This is a genomic window from Micromonospora matsumotoense (genome assembly GCF_900091525.1).
GTDB classification, from domain to species: Bacteria; Actinomycetota; Actinomycetes; order Mycobacteriales; family Micromonosporaceae; genus Micromonospora; species Micromonospora matsumotoensis.
On sequence record NZ_FMCU01000019.1, the window covers coordinates 68,197 to 82,295 of the forward strand.

General features: G+C 74.0%; 13 protein-coding genes. 9 read left to right on the forward strand and 4 right to left on the reverse strand.

Annotated features, from left to right (window positions below; translation table 11 throughout):
- Together GA0070216_RS27565 and GA0070216_RS27570 are read right to left on the reverse strand one after the other, a co-directional pair.
- Complete coding sequence (locus tag GA0070216_RS27565) at positions 1-948, reverse strand: TNT domain-containing protein (protein WP_141723216.1); 948 nt, start codon at positions 946-948, stop codon at positions 1-3.
- A gap of 218 nt (positions 949-1,166) precedes the next feature.
- On the reverse strand, positions 1,167-2,459 hold the full coding sequence (locus tag GA0070216_RS27570) for an acetyl-CoA C-acetyltransferase (protein WP_091252133.1): 1,293 nt from the start codon (positions 2,457-2,459) through the stop codon (positions 1,167-1,169).
- A gap of 56 nt (positions 2,460-2,515) precedes the next feature.
- On the opposite strand from GA0070216_RS27570, the gene GA0070216_RS27575 reads away from it, so the two are divergent.
- The 7 genes from GA0070216_RS27575 to GA0070216_RS27605 all read left to right on the forward strand — a co-directional run bounded on the left by GA0070216_RS27575 (position 2,516) and on the right by GA0070216_RS27605 (position 10,122).
- Positions 2,516-3,892 carry a 3-oxoacyl-ACP reductase gene (locus GA0070216_RS27575; protein ID WP_091252135.1) on the forward strand — a complete coding sequence of 459 codons (1,377 nt, stop codon included), beginning with the start codon at positions 2,516-2,518 and terminating at the stop codon, positions 3,890-3,892.
- Between the two features lie 251 nt (positions 3,893-4,143).
- Positions 4,144-5,046 carry a MaoC/PaaZ C-terminal domain-containing protein gene (locus GA0070216_RS27580; protein ID WP_245722770.1) on the forward strand — a complete coding sequence of 301 codons (903 nt, stop codon included), beginning with the start codon at positions 4,144-4,146 and terminating at the stop codon, positions 5,044-5,046.
- A gap of 189 nt (positions 5,047-5,235) precedes the next feature.
- Complete coding sequence (locus GA0070216_RS27585; protein WP_091252140.1) at positions 5,236-5,988, forward strand: NUDIX hydrolase; 753 nt, start codon at positions 5,236-5,238, stop codon at positions 5,986-5,988.
- On the forward strand, positions 5,985-7,046 hold the full coding sequence (locus GA0070216_RS27590) for a serine/threonine-protein kinase (protein WP_091252143.1): 1,062 nt from the start codon (positions 5,985-5,987) through the stop codon (positions 7,044-7,046). The genes GA0070216_RS27585 and GA0070216_RS27590 overlap by 4 nt, the downstream gene beginning before the upstream one ends.
- 10 nt (positions 7,047-7,056) lie before the next feature.
- A complete protein-coding gene (locus GA0070216_RS27595) occupies positions 7,057-8,016 on the forward strand; it encodes a hypothetical protein (protein WP_091252145.1) in 960 nt (319 codons plus the stop codon).
- Positions 8,017-8,096: 80 nt separating this feature from the next.
- Positions 8,097-9,398 (forward strand): adenylosuccinate synthetase, encoded by a 1,302-nt coding sequence (locus tag GA0070216_RS27600; RefSeq protein ID WP_091252283.1) that lies wholly within the window; start codon positions 8,097-8,099, stop codon positions 9,396-9,398.
- Between the two features lie 106 nt (positions 9,399-9,504).
- Positions 9,505-10,122 (forward strand): DedA family protein, encoded by a 618-nt coding sequence (locus GA0070216_RS27605; protein WP_091252147.1) that lies wholly within the window; start codon positions 9,505-9,507, stop codon positions 10,120-10,122.
- Positions 10,123-10,202: 80 nt separating this feature from the next.
- On the opposite strand, the gene GA0070216_RS27610 is transcribed toward GA0070216_RS27605, so the two are convergent.
- Both GA0070216_RS27610 and GA0070216_RS27615 read right to left on the reverse strand, forming a co-directional pair.
- The gene (locus tag GA0070216_RS27610; protein ID WP_091252149.1) at positions 10,203-11,435 is read right to left on the reverse strand and encodes a hypothetical protein; all 1,233 of its coding nucleotides are present in this window, start codon (positions 11,433-11,435) and stop codon (positions 10,203-10,205) included.
- Positions 11,436-11,602: 167 nt separating this feature from the next.
- Entirely contained in the window at positions 11,603-12,241 is a 639-nt protein-coding gene (locus GA0070216_RS27615) for a TetR/AcrR family transcriptional regulator (protein WP_176739162.1), read from the reverse strand.
- A gap of 77 nt (positions 12,242-12,318) precedes the next feature.
- On the opposite strand from GA0070216_RS27615, the gene GA0070216_RS27620 reads away from it, so the two are divergent.
- Positions 12,319-12,771, forward strand: a complete 453-nt coding sequence (locus GA0070216_RS27620) for an SCP2 sterol-binding domain-containing protein (RefSeq protein ID WP_091252153.1) — start codon at positions 12,319-12,321, stop codon at positions 12,769-12,771.
- 2 nt (positions 12,772-12,773) lie between these two features.
- Positions 12,774-13,988, forward strand: a complete 1,215-nt coding sequence (locus GA0070216_RS27625; RefSeq protein ID WP_091252156.1) for an acyl-CoA dehydrogenase family protein — start codon at positions 12,774-12,776, stop codon at positions 13,986-13,988.
- The last annotated feature ends 111 nt before the right edge of the window (positions 13,989-14,099 follow it).

Consider the following 14,099-nt stretch of genomic DNA (forward strand, 5'->3'; position numbering starts at 1 on the left):
TCAGCAGACCGGTGCGGTACGCAGCCCGCCGCCCACCCCACCCTGACGCGGCACGGCGTCGGTCGGGCAGGGCGGGGTGCTCCCACCCAGATACTCCTCGACGATGACGTGGTGGTCCAGCAGCCACTGCACGTTCAGCAGGTTGCCGGCCTGCGGCACGTACGCCGGGTTGAGCTGGAACTGGGTGCCCATGCCGGGCTGCGCGAACCAGGGGGCGATCGGACCGGAGTCGACGTCGAACGGCGTGAGCACGCAGTAGGTGTGGTAGTTCGCCAGCGGAGCGGCAGGCGTGGTGGCCGGTGGCGTCGGTGGGGTGTTCAGGCTCTGCGGGGCGAGGGAGCGGGAGCCGAACGGGGTACCGAGCGGGGCCAGGAAGGCGCCGCCGGTGAAGCCGAAGCGGTCCAGGCGGTATCCCGGCAGCATGGTCTGCCGCTGCTTCACCGGTTTGCCGTCCGGGCCGAGGAAGAAGCCGCTCTCCGGCGGGAAGACCAGCGTGGTGCCGGCTCCGTTCACCGTGTAGTTCTGGACCCACCGGGACTCGCCCTGTGCGCCGAACCGCTGGTAGCCGGCGAGCAGCGGGCCGACCGGGGACGGGCTCGGCAACGTGGTCGGCCCGAGCAGTCGGTTGTCGTCGTAGAACCGGGTGGTCTGCGGCGCATCCGGCGGTAGGCCGGGGCGGCAGTGACTCTCGTCCGGCGAGGGCTGTTGACCACCGGATCGACCGGGCTGCGCAGCACCGGGCAGAGCGGATGGCTGGTCGGACCGGATGTTCCGGGCGTTGGGCTGGGTGTGGCCGGGGCGGCTGCCGTCCGGCCCCCGGGTGCCGTCGTCGGAGAGCGCGGCGGCCTCGGCCGTGGTGGTCGGCGTACCGGCCGCAGGCGCGACCCCGGGGAAGACGGCCAGGGCCGCGGCGGAGAGTACGGCGACGAGCCAGCGTCTACTTTTCACCACAAACCTCCTGATAAGGGACGAACGAGCGCCCTCATCGTGCGGAGGTCAGCAGATGAACGTGAGCCTTTGGAAGGTTCGTCCCCCGAAGGGGGCCGTTGTCGCATCCGTCGACCCGTCCCGGGACGGTGCGGCCCGGCCCGGCCCGGGACGGTGCGGCCCGGCCCGGGACGGTGCGGCCCGGGACGGTGCGGTGCGGACTCGGTGCCGGTGCGGTGTCAGCGCTCCAGGATGGCGGTCACGCCCTGCCCGCCGGCCGCGCAGATCGAGATCAACCCCCGGCCGCTGCCCTTCTCGGCGAGCAGTTTCGCCAGCGTCGCCACGATCCGGCCACCAGTGGCGGCGAACGGGTGCCCGGCGGCCAACGACGAGCCGTTGACGTTGAGCCGGTCCCGGTCGATCGCGCCCAGCGGGGCGTCCCGCCCCAACCGGTCCTTGCCGAACTCCGGCGACTCCCAGGCCGCCAGGGTGGCCAGCACCTGCGAGGCGAACGCCTCGTGGATCTCATAGAAGTCGAAGTCCTGGAGGGTCAGCCCGGCCCGGTCCAGCATCCGGGGGACCGCGTACGCGGGGGCCATCAGCAGCCCCTCGTCGCCGTGCACGAAGTCCACCGCCGCCGTCTCCGACCAGGAGAACCAGGCCAGCACGGGCAGTTGGTGCTCACGCGCCCACTGCTCGGAGGCGAGCAGCACGGTGGACGCGCCGTCGGTCAGCGGGGACGAGTTGCCGGCGGTCATGGTGGCCTGCTCGGCGTCCGGGCCCCGGGTGCCGAAGACCGGCCGGAGCGCGCCGAGCTTGTCCAGGCTGGTGTCGGCGCGGAGGTTCTGGTCCCGGGTCAGCCCCAGGTAGGGCGTCATCAGGTCGTCGAAGAAACCCCGGTCGTACGCGGCGGCGAGGCGCTGGTGCGAGCGCAGCGCCACCTCGTCCTGGGACCGCCTGTCGACCTGCCAGCGCAGCGCCGTCCGGGCGGCGTGCTCACCCATCGACAGCCCGGTCCGGGGCTCGGCGTTACGCGGCAGCTCCGGTTTGAACGGCTGGTGCGGGCGGAGCTTGGCGGCGATCTTCAGCCGCTCGCCGAGGGTCCGGGCGCTGTTGAGTTTCAGCAGGGTACGGCGCATGTCCTCGTTGATCGCCAGCGGCGCGTCGGAGGTGGTGTCGACGCCACCGGCGATGCCCACGTCGAGCTGCCCGAGGGCGATCTTGTTGGCGACCAGGATGGCCGCCTCCAGGCCGGTGCCGCAGGCCTGCTGGATGTCGTACGCGGGGGTGTGCGGGTCGAGTTTCGAGCCGAGCACCACCTCACGGGTCAGGTTGAAGTCCTTCGAGTGCTTGAGGACCGCGCCGGCAACCACCTCGCCGACCCGCTGCCCGGCCAGCCCGAACCGGGCGATCAGCCCGTCCAGCGCCGCGCCGAGCAGGTCCGCGTTGGACGCGCTCGCGTACCGGGAGTTGGACCGGGCGAAGGGGATGCGGTTGCCGCCGATGACCGCGACCCGCCGGATGCTCTGCACGATCCCGCCTCCGTTTCTGGACTTGCCCTCAACCTACTGGCCAGTAGGCTACGCCCATGACCGACAGGTACGCGAGCTTCGTCCAATCGGGGGCCGGCCGCGCGCTGGTCAAGCGCCTCGGGCTGCCCGACCCGCCGCGGCTGCGCCGGCACACCCCCGGCGACCCGTTGCTGCCCGGCCCGGTCCTGCTCGGCGCGGCCGGCGGGTCGAGACTGGCAGTCCAGGTGGGCCGGATGCTGCTCGACGCCGGGGTCGAGTTGCGCGACACGCCGGCGAGCGGCGACCCGGACCCCACCACAGGCCAACTGCCGAAGAACGGGGCCCTGGTGTACGACGCCACCGGCGTCACCGACTCCACCGGCCTGCGCCAGCTCTACGACTTCTTCCACCCGCAGGCCCGGGCGGTGCTGCCCAGCGGTCGGGTGATCGTGTTGGGCACCCCGCCCGCCGAGTGCGGTTCGCCCCGCGAGGCCACCGCCCAGCGGGCCCTGGAGGGGCTGACCCGCAGCATCGGCAAGGAGTTCGGTCGGGGCGTCACCGCCCAACTGGTGTACGTCACCCGGGCCGGTGACGCCGGCACCCCGACCAGCCTGGAGGCGACCCTGCGGTTCCTGCTCTCCGGCCGCTCCGCGTACGTCTCGGGGCAGGTGGTCCGGGTCGGCGCCGGGCCGGCCGCCGTCCCGGCGGACTGGAACCGGCCGCTGGCCGGGCAGGTGGTGCTGGTCACCGGCGCGGCCCGGGGCATCGGCGCGGCGGTCGCCCGGGTGCTGGCCCGCGACGGCGCGCAGGTCGTCGCGCTGGACGTCCCGTCGGCCGGGGACGCCCTCGCGGCGGTCGTCAACGAGATCGGCGGCACCGCCGTACAGCTCGATCTCACCGGACCGGACGCCCCCACCCGGCTCGCCGACCACCTGGCCGACCGGCACGGCCGGGTCGACGTGGTGGTGCACAATGCCGGCATCACCCGGGACCGGACGCTGGGTCGGATGGACGCCGACCGGTGGGACTCGGTGCTCGACGTCAACCTCTCCAGTCAGGAACGGATCAACGACGTGCTGTGGGAACGGGAGTTGATCCCCGAGGGCGGCCGGCTGGTCGCCGTCTCGTCGATCGCCGGGATCGCCGGCAACCGGGGCCAGACCAACTACGCGACCAGCAAGGCCGGGGTGATCGGCCTGGTCGACTCGCTCGCCCCGGCGCTGGCCGGGCGGGGGATCAGCGTCAACGCGGTCGCCCCCGGCTTCATCGAGACCCGGCTGACCGCCCGGGTCCCGCTGGTGATCCGGGAGGCGGGTCGCCGGATGAACAGCCTGGCGCAGGGTGGCCTGCCGGTGGACGTCGCCGAGACGATCGGCTGGCTGGCCTGGCCGGCCTCGGGCGCGGTCAGCGGCAACGTGGTCCGGGTCTGCGGCCAGAGTCTGTTGGGGGCGTGATGGCGCGGCGCAGGAACCGACCCGAGGAGTCCGGCGGCGGGGAACTGTCGGTCGGCGACCTGATCGACGGGCCCACCGGGGTCATCTCACCGGCGGCGCTGGCCGCCGCCCGCGCCGCCGGCCCGGGACCCGACCGCAGCGTCGACGAAACCCACGACCTGTCGGCGTACGCCCCCGGCGGGCCGCCGGCACCCGAGGAGCTGACGACGCCCGCCACCACCGACCTGTCGGCGTACGCCGCCGGGGGTCCGATGGGCCCGACCGCGGGGCACGCCGACGGGGACCTGTCGGCGCGGACCGGGCGGGCCCGGGTGGAGTTGCCCGGTCTGCCCAGGCCGGGCGCGCTCTACCGGCGGGCGTTGCGCGACGTGCTGCCCGGCATCGGCCGGTCCCGCCGGCCGGACGCCGCGCCTCCGGTCGAACTGGCCGTCACCGGGGTCACCGTCGACCGGGCCCACCTCGCCGGGTACGACCGGGTCTGCGGTTTCCGGCTGGCCGACACGCTGCCGGCGACCTACCCGCACGTGCTGGGGTTCCCGCTGGCATTGCGGTTGATGACCCTGCCGGAGTTTCCGTTCCCGCTGGCCGGGGTGGTGCACGTGGGCAACCGGATCACCGTGCACCGACCGGTCCCGGCCGGCGAACAGTGGGACTTCGTCGTCCACGCGGAGCAGCTCCGACCGCATCCGCGTGGGCGGCAGGTCGACGTCGTCCTGGTCGGCTCGGTCGGCGGCGAGGAGGTGTGGCGCGGGGTGTCGACGTACCTGGGGCGGGAGCGGGGGGCCGGCGAGGGTGCCGGGCGCGACCCGGGTGAGCGGCCTGCGCCGCCGGCCGCCACCGCACACTGGCGACTCACCCCACGGGTGGGTACGGAGTACGCCCGGGTCTCCGGGGACCACAACCCGATCCACACCTCCCGGCTGGGGGCGCGGCTGTTCGGGTTCCCCCGACCGATCGCGCACGGCATGTGGAGCAAGGCCCGCTGCCTGGCCGCCCTGGAGAGCCGACTGCCGGAGGCGTACACCGTGGAGGTGGGGTTCAAGCTGCCGGTGCCGTTGCCGTCGACGGTGGCGTTCAGCGCCGTCCCGGGCTGGGACTTCGCCCTGCACGACGCGCGGTCCGGTCGTCCGCACCTGGTGGGCACCGTCCGCTAGGTGTGCCGTCCGCTAGGCGGCGCTGCCCGGTCGGTGGGCCGTCCGGTCGGTGCGCTGGGCACGGCACGGTGCCGGGCGACCGCGTGACGGGACGCACAGTGCCTGGCTGGCACCGCAACGGTTGCCCGACGCCTTCCCGTGAGCTAGGTTGTTCTCAGATCGAGTAATTCTCAACCTGAGAGGGACGCCGTGAACGAGCAGGACTTCCTCGCCGGATACGACCCCAGCGCCTACCCCTCGACCGCGATCACCGTGGACGTGGTGGCGCTGACCATCCGCGAGGGCGCGCTGCACCTGCTGCTGATCCGGCGCGGCCAACCTCCCTACCAGGGGCACTGGGCGCTGCCCGGCGGCTTCATCCAGCCCGACGAGGATCTGACCACCGGCGCCCGCCGCGAACTCGCCGAGGAGACCGGCCTGGGCGGCGACCGGCTGCGCCGGGTCCACCTGGAACAGCTCGCCAGTTACGGCGCACCGGACCGGGACCCCCGGATGCGGATCGTCTCCGTCGCCCACCTCGCCTTCGCCCCCGACCTGCCCGACCCGGTCGCCGACTCCGACGCCGACGAGGCCGGCTGGCTGCCGGTCACCGCCCTGCCCAGCCGGCAGCTCGCCTTCGACCACGCCCGGATCGTCGACGACGGGCTGGAACGGGCCCGCTCCAAGCTCGAATACACCCCGCTGGCCACCCGCTTCCTCGGCCCCGAGTTCACCATCGCCGAGCTGCGCGGCGTCTACGAGACGGTCTGGGGGCACCCGCTGCACGCCGGCAACTTCCACCGCAAGGTGCTCTCCGTCCCCGGCTTCGTGGAGAGCACCGGCGTCAGCACCGAACGCGGCGGCGCCCGGGGCGGACCCCGGGCCCGGCTCTACCGGGCCGGCGACGCCCGCCTGCTGCACCCGGCGCTGCTGCGCCCCGCCCGGGAGGAGACGATCCGGTGAGGACCGACGAGGCGATCCGGCTGGTCGCGGCGGCCCGCACCGACACCGACCTGTTCGGCGTCGACACCCCGGCGCGGCGCTACCGCGAGCTGGTCGCGGCCCTGCACCCCGACCGCCTCGGCGCGCTCGACCATCGGGTACGCGCCGCAGCCACCGACGCCTTCGTCCAGGTCACCACCCGCTGGCGCGCCGCCCGCACCCCCGCACCCGGCGACCCGGGAGCCACCGGTGGCCCGGCATCCACCGGTCCCGCCTCGGGCGGGCGGGCGGCCGGCGACGCGTCGACGGTCGTGCTCGGGCGGTACCGGCTCGGCGCCCTGGTCCACGCCGGTGACCTCGCCGACCTCTACGACGTGGGGGCGGACCGGCTGCTCAAACTGCCCCGCGACCCGGCCGACAACGACCTCATGGCCCGCGAGACGCACGCCCTGCTGACCATCGAGGAACGCGGCGACCCCCGCCACCTGCCGTACGTGCCCCGGCTGGTCGACACCTTCCGGCACCGGGACGCCGCCAGCGGGGCGGAACGCCGGATCACCGTGCTCGCCGCCGTACCCGGGCTGCACGATCTCGACGCGGTACGCCGGGCGTACCCGGACGGGTTGGACGCCCGGGACGCGGCCTGGATCTGGCGGCGGCTGCTGGTCGCCCTCGGCCTGGCCCACCGGGCCGGGGTGGTGCACGGCGCGGTGCTCCCCCGGCACGTGCTGATCGAGCCGGACGCGCACGGCGTGGTGCTGGTCGACTGGTGCTTCTCCGCCGTCGAGGGCGGGACCGTCCCGGCGCTGGTCCCCGGCCACGAGGACTGGTACCCGTCGGAGGTCACCGCCCGGCAGCCCGCCGGCCCCGGCACCGACCTGGCGATGGCCGCCCGGTGCATGAGCTGGCTGATGGGCGACCGGGCCCCCCACGAACTTCGCGCCTTCGCCGACGGCTGCCGCCGCCCGGCGCTGGCCGCCCGACCCGACGACGCCTGGCGACTGCTCGGCGAACTCGACGAGGTGCTGGACCGGCTCTACGGGCCGCGCACCTTCCGACCCTTCACCCTCAACCCCTAGGGAGGCTGCCATGGGCAGCGGAATCTGGTCCACTGACGTGTACGACGCCGCCGACCGCTACCGCCGGAAGAAGGGCACCAGCGCGTTCTCCTACAGCGACAGCGGGGCGCGCACCGTGCACCCGGCTCTCGACCCGCGCGGCGCGGTACGGGAGAGCCGCGACAACGCGGAGCACCCGCAGTCGACGCCCATCGCGGTGCTGTTCGACGTGACCGGCTCGATGGGGCACGTGCCCCGCACCCTCCAGGCCAAGCTGCCGCAACTGCTCGGGCTGCTGCTGCGCCAGGGCTACGCCCGCGACCCGCAGGTGATGTTCGGCGCGATCGGCGACGCCACCTGCGACCGGGTGCCGTTGCAGGTGGGGCAGTTCGAGTCGGACAACCGGATGGACGACGACCTCGGCCGGATCGTGCTGGAGGGCGGTGGCGGCGGTCAGATGACCGAGTCGTACGAGCTGGCGATGTACTTCATGGCCCGGCACACGGTCACCGACAGCTGGGAGAAGCGGGGCCGGCGCGGCTACCTGTTCATCATCGGCGACGAGCTGGCCTACCCCCAGGTGAGCCGGCGGGAGGTCAGCCGGCTGATCGGCGACGACCTCGGCGAGGACGTGCCGCTGCGGCAGATGGTCGACGAGGTGACCCGCCGCTGGGACACCTACTACCTGCTCCCCGCCGGCAGCCACTATGCCGGCAACGCCAAGGTGCTCGACTTCTGGCGTGGCCGGCTCGGGCAGCACGCCGTCGTGCTCGACGACCTGGACGCGGTCTGCGAGACCATCGCGCTCACCGTCGGCCTCGGCGAACAGGCCATCGACCTGGACGAGGGCCTTCGTGACCTGGACCGGGCCGGCTCCACCGCCGGCGGCACGGTGTCGAAGGCGCTGGCCCGCCTGGGCGGCGGCCGACAGACCGAGGTCTCCACGCTGCCGGCCGCACCGCACCGCACCGGTGGGGTGACCCGGCTGTGACCGACGTCCCCGCCCCCGTGACCCGGCGGCCCGGTCCGCTCCCGACCGGCCCGGGCCGGCCCGGACCCGGCCGGCACGTGATCGTCGTCGACCTCGGTTACGGCGACGCCGGCAAGGGCACCGTCGTGGACTGGCTCTGCGCGACCCGACCCGTGCACACCGTGGTGCGGTTCAACGGGGGCGCGCAGGCCGCCCACAACGTCGTGCTGCCCGACGGCCGGCAGCACACGTTCGCCCAGTTCGGGGCGGGGACGTTCCACCCCGGGGTGCGCACCCACCTGGCCCGACAGCAGGTGGTGGACCCGCTGGCGCTGGCCGCCGAGGCCGACCACCTCGCCTCGGTCGGGGTGCCCGACGCCCTCGACCGGCTCACCGTCGACGGCGAGGCGCTGCTGGCCACGCCGTACCACCGGGCCGCCAACCGGCTCCGGGAGATCGCCCGGGGGGCCGACCGGCACGGCTCCTGCGGGCTGGGGGTGGGTGAGGCCGTCCGGTACGGGCTCGCCCACCCCGACGAGGCGCCCCGGGTGGCCGACTGCCGGGACCCGGAGTTGCTGCGCCGCCGGCTCACCGTGCTCCGGGACCGGCTCACCGCCGAACTCGGCCCGCTGGACGCCCCGCCGGTGGCGGACTGCCTGCCGGCGTTCACCGGCTTCGCCGCCCGGGTGGCGATCGTCGACCGGTCCTACCTGGCGGGCGTGCTGCGGGCGGAGAGTTGTGTCTTCGAGGGGGCGCAGGGGGTGCTGTTGGACGAGTGGCACGGCTTCCATCCGTACACCACGTGGAGCACCACCACGTTCGCCAACGCCGAGGCGCTGCTGGCCGAGGCGGGGGCGGCCGGGTCGGCGTACCGGCTGGGGGTGTTGCGGACGGTCACCACCCGGCACGGGCCGGGCCCGCTGGTCACCGAGGACCCGACGCTGCCGCTGGTCGACCCGCACAATTCGACCAATCCGTGGCAGGGCCGGTTCCGGTTCGGCCACTTCGACGCCGTCGCCCACCGGTACGCCCTGGCGGTGGCCGGCGGGGTCGACGGGCTGGCCCTCACCCACCTCGACCTGACCCGCCCCGACCCGGCCGGGCCCGACTCCGCCCGTCCCGCGCTGCGGCTCTGCCGCCGCTACGAGGACGCCGACCGGTTACCCCCCGGCCCGCCCGGCGACCTGGACCGGCAGGCGGCCCTCACCGCCCGCCTGCTGCGGACCCGCCCGGTGTACGACGCCCCGCCCACCGACTGGCCGGCCGCGGTGGCGGAGGCACTGGCCGCCCCGGTGGTGCTCACCTCGCACGGTCCCACCGCCGCCGACAAGCGGGAGCACACCCCGCCGGCCGGCGATCCGCTCCCGGCTCCGACCGGCGACCTGATCCCGCAGAAGACCTGATCCACCGACCCGGCCCGGTGGGCTGATCCGGCGACTCGGCCCCTGGCCGGCGGCCCGATCCGGCGACTCGGCCCCCGGCCGGTGGCGCAGCGTCGAGCATGGGGGCATGCAGTCGGTGCTCGACCTGCTCCACCACACCGTCACCTCACCCTGGGTGTACCTGGTGATCTTCGTGGTGACCGCGGTCGACGCGTTCTTCCCGGCGATGCCCGGCGAGACCGTGGTGATCACCGCCGGGGTCTTCGCCGCCAGCGGCGAGCCGAACCTGACCGCCGTGATCGCGGTGGCGGCCCTCGGCGCGCTCGCCGGCGACCACGTCTCGTACGGCATCGGCCGGGGCGGCGGCGCGCACCGGCTGGCCCGGCTGCCCGACGGCAGCCGCCGCCGGACCGGCTCGGACTGGGCCCGCCGGGCGGTGGACCGGCGGGGCGGCTCGATCCTCACCACCTCCCGCTTCGTCCCGGGCGGCCGGACCGCCGTCACCCTGACCATGGGCGCGGTGCGGTACCCCCTCCCCCGCTTCCTGATCTTCGACACCGTCGCCGCCGGCGTCTGGAGCCTGTACTGCGGGCTGATCGGTTACTTCGGTGGGCTGGCCTTCGAACGCGACCCGGTCCGGGGGCTGCTCACCGGCATCGGTCTCTCGCTGGCCGTCACCGGGTTGTGGGAGCTGGCCCGCTGGTGGCGTTACCGGGCCCGCCGACGCGCCGCGGCCCGCCGCTGACCGCCCGACCACCATCGGCGACGCCGGCTCGCCGCGCATCGGCACCACGACCACCGGGAAGACCGCCGGCGGATCGCCGGTCATCGAGGCGGAGCCGAGCCGTCATCCAGGTAGGCACGCAGCTTCGCCGGGTCGCCGGGCAGTCCACGGCTGGCGACCAACTGGGAGAAGTTGCCGAAGGTGTGCGCCCCGATCCGCCAACTGCCGGGCGACCCGGCCAGCGTCTCCACCAGCCGACGCTGCCGGTCGGTCAGGTCGGTCGCGGGCGTGCCGGCGGGGAGCGGGCCGTCGGGGAATGCCATGGTGAGCGCCTGGGCCACCACCGGCAACGCCTCGGTGCCGGAAACCGTGGGAATCCGGCCCAGCAGCACCTCGAAGCCCGCACCGGCATGGTCGGCACCGAGCTGCCGCAACGCCAGGCCGGCGTGACCGGCCAGGTCACCGTCGAGGAACGGCACCCCCTCCGCGCTCTCCCCCCGACCGCCGGCCCAGGTCATCAGCTCGTCGATGGTCGCCGGGTCGGCGGTCGGGCCGAGCACCCGGGCCCGACCGACCGCCGCACCCCAGCGGATCACCGGGCGGGCATCGGTGAGCAGGGCCGAATCGGGAGCGACACCGAGCAGCCCGAGCGCGACTGCGGCGGTCCCGACCGCCGCCGCCTGCGCCGCCCCGGACGTCGCGCCGGACGGGGCGGCTTCGATCAGGGCGGCCAGTGCCGGCACGCTGCCCGCCGCGTCTTCCGGGAACCACGCCAACGCGTGGGCGGCACCCGCCCGCAGCGCCGGGTCGGGTCGGGTCAACAGCTGCCGGAACAGCGGTACGCCCGCGCGCACCGCGTCGTATGCGGCCAGCGTGATGTGGGCGTACAGCCGCTCCTGGTCGGCCCTGGAAAGCGAGCCGACGTAGACGTAGTCGCCCTCGTCCTCGTCGAACTCCGGGTCTCCGGGGTGAGGGGCGGCGGCGAGCAGGGCGGCACCACCGACCGCGACGCGGCGCAGCTCGGCCACGGGCAGGTTGTCGGGGAGCCAGGTCCCGTCGTCCTCGATGGCCAGCGCGACGAGTAGGGCGAGCAGCTCGGACGGCTCCGCAGTGGCCGGATCGGCCAGCAACTCCAACAGGAACGGCACCGCATAGGCGGTGGCCTCGTAGCGGGTGCCCTGGTGGAAAATGTTGCCGTAGAGGTCGTGCCGGGCCCTATCCCGGACGGCCGGGTCGGCCGAGGCGAGCGCCCGGAGCTGCGCGGGCACGTCGTCCGCCGGGCCGTACGCGTGGGAGAGCCGGGACCAGTCGATCTCGTCGATACCGTTCAGCACCCGGTGATCCTCGCAGTCGGCTCCGACAGTCCGGCGGCGTGCTGCCCGCCGGCCCAGACAGTGCCGGCCCGACCGGTACCGCCTGACCAGTGCCGGCCCGAGCGGCCGGCGAACGTGGCGACGCATCCGGCCCGGCCGGCCCGCTACCGGGTGGCCACCGGTAGCGGTCAGTCCACCGGCGGCCGCCAGGTGACGCCGTCGAGGAGTTGGGCCGCGCCGAGCCAGGCGACGTTCATCATCCGGGTGGCGGTCTTCTCCGGCTCCGCCTCGGGGTGGTCGGCCAGCCAGTCCGCCAGCGATTCGCTCGCGCCGACCAGGGCGTAGGCGACGACCTCCAGTTCGGTCCCGGCGACCTCCCGGCCCCGGGCGCGCAGCGCGTGGTCGAGCATCCCGGCGACCACCTCGACCAGCCGGGCGCGCATCGCGGCCAGTTCGGCGGCGAACGGTTGGGAGCCCCGGGCCTGCCGGTAGAGCACGGCCCAGCCGTCGCGGTGCGCCCCGACGAAGCCGAAGAAGGCCCGCAGGCCGCGCCAGAGCCGCTGGTCGGCGGGGAGGTCGGGGGCGGCGGCCCCGGCGATGGCCAGCATCATCCGGGCGGTCTCCCGGTGCAGGCAGGCGATGAACAGCTCCTCCTTGGTGCCGAGGTAGGCGTAGACCATCGGCTTGGAGATGCCCGCGTCCTCGGCGATCTCGTCCATGCTGGCGGCGTGGAAGCCGCGTCGGGAGAAGACCTTGACGGCCGCGTCGAGCATCTGCTGCTCGCGTACGGCCCGGGGGAGGCGCTTGAAGCTGGGTGTGCTGGACACTCTTGCAAGCATACCTACTCGTGCGTAAGGTTACGCTGGAGTAACCAAAACTGTCCGCCCCGAGAGGTGCAATTTCCATGACTGACTTCGACCCGGCCAACTTCGCCAACTACGGCCCCAAGGAGTTCGCCCAGCTGGTCAAGTCCACCCCGGACGACAAGATCGCCGAGGTGATGTCCGGCGACCTGCGCGGCAAGGTGCTCAGTGAGGTCTTCGGCCGGATGCCGCAGTTGTTCCGCGCCGACCGGGCCGGCACGACCAACGCCGTGATCCACTGGAACATCACCGGTCGCCCCGACGGCGGCACCGACACTTACGAGATCGCCATCGCCGACGGCGCGTGCACCGTCAACGAGCCGCCGCAGCACGACCCGAAGCTCGCCCTCACCATGGGCCCGGTCGAGTTCCTCAAGATCGTCTCCGGTGGGGCCAACCCGGTGATGATGTTCATGACCGGCAAGCTCAAGGCCAAGGGTGACCTGGGCCTGGCCGCCAACATCGCCAACCTGTTCGACATCCCCAAGGCCTGACGATGACCGAATTCTCGCTCGACCTGAACGAGGAACAGCGGGATCTGCGGGACTGGGTGCACGGCTTCGCCGCCGAGGTCGTGCGCCCGGCCGCCGCCGAGTGGGACGCCCGGGAGGAGACCCCCTGGCCGATCATCCAGGAGGCGGCCAAGGTCGGCCTGTACGGCTTCGAGTTCCTCGCCACCTGCTGGGCCGACCCCACCGGCCTGTCCCTGCCGATCGCCAGTGAAGAACTCTTCTGGGGCGACGCCGGCATCGGCCTGAGCCTCTTCGGCACCGCGCTGGCGGTGGCCGCCATCTATGGCACCGGCACCCCCGACCAGATGGTCGAATGGGTGCCGCAGTGCTTCGGCACCGTCGACGCACCCGCCGTCGCCGCGTTCTGCACCACCGAGCCGGAGGCCGGCTCCGACGTCTCGGCCATGCGCAGCCGCGCCGTCTACGACGAGGCCACCGACGAGTGGGTGCTGCGCGGGCAGAAGGCGTACGCCACCAACGGCGGGATCGCCGGCGTGCACGTGGTCACCGCCTCCGTCGCGCCCGAACTGGGCTCGCGCGGGCAGGCCGCGTTCGTCGTACCGCCGGGGACGGCCGGGCTGCACGCGACCCGCAAGCTCAAGAAGCTCGGCCTGCGCGCCTCGCACACCGCCGACGTGTTCCTCGACGACGTCCGGGTGCCGGGGCGTTGCCTGCTCGGCGGCCGGGAGGCGCTCGACGAGCGCCTGGCGCGGGCCCGGTCCGGGCAGCGGGCCAGCGGCCAGGCCGCGATGCGCACCTTCGAGCTGTCCCGGCCGACCGTCGGCGCGCAGGCCCTCGGGGTGGCCCGGGCCGCCTACGAGTACGCCCTCGACTACGCCAAGGACCGGGTCCAGTTCGGCCGGCCGATCATCGAGAACCAGGCCGTCGCGTTCGCCCTGGCCGACATGCGGATGGAGATCGACGCCGCCCGGCTGCTGGTCTGGCGGGCCTCCTGGATGGGCCGCAACAACCGGCCGTTCACCGCCGGCGAGGGCTCGATGTCCAAGCTCAAGGCGGGCGAGGTGGCCGTCTCGGTGACCGACCGGGCGGTGCAACTGCTCGGCGGGGCGGGCTTCCTGCGCGACCACCCGGTCGAACGCTGGTACCGGGACGCCAAGATCTACACCATCTTCGAGGGCACCTCCGAGATCCAGCGGCTGGTCATCTCCCGCGCCATCTCCGGCGTCCAGATCCGCTGACCGTCGCTGCCGGTCGACGGGCCGGTCACCAGCTGTCCACGACGGGCGACGCCGACTGGGCGGTCGGCCGGCAACGACGCATGATCGGGAAAGGAGTCCCTGGTGAGGGCC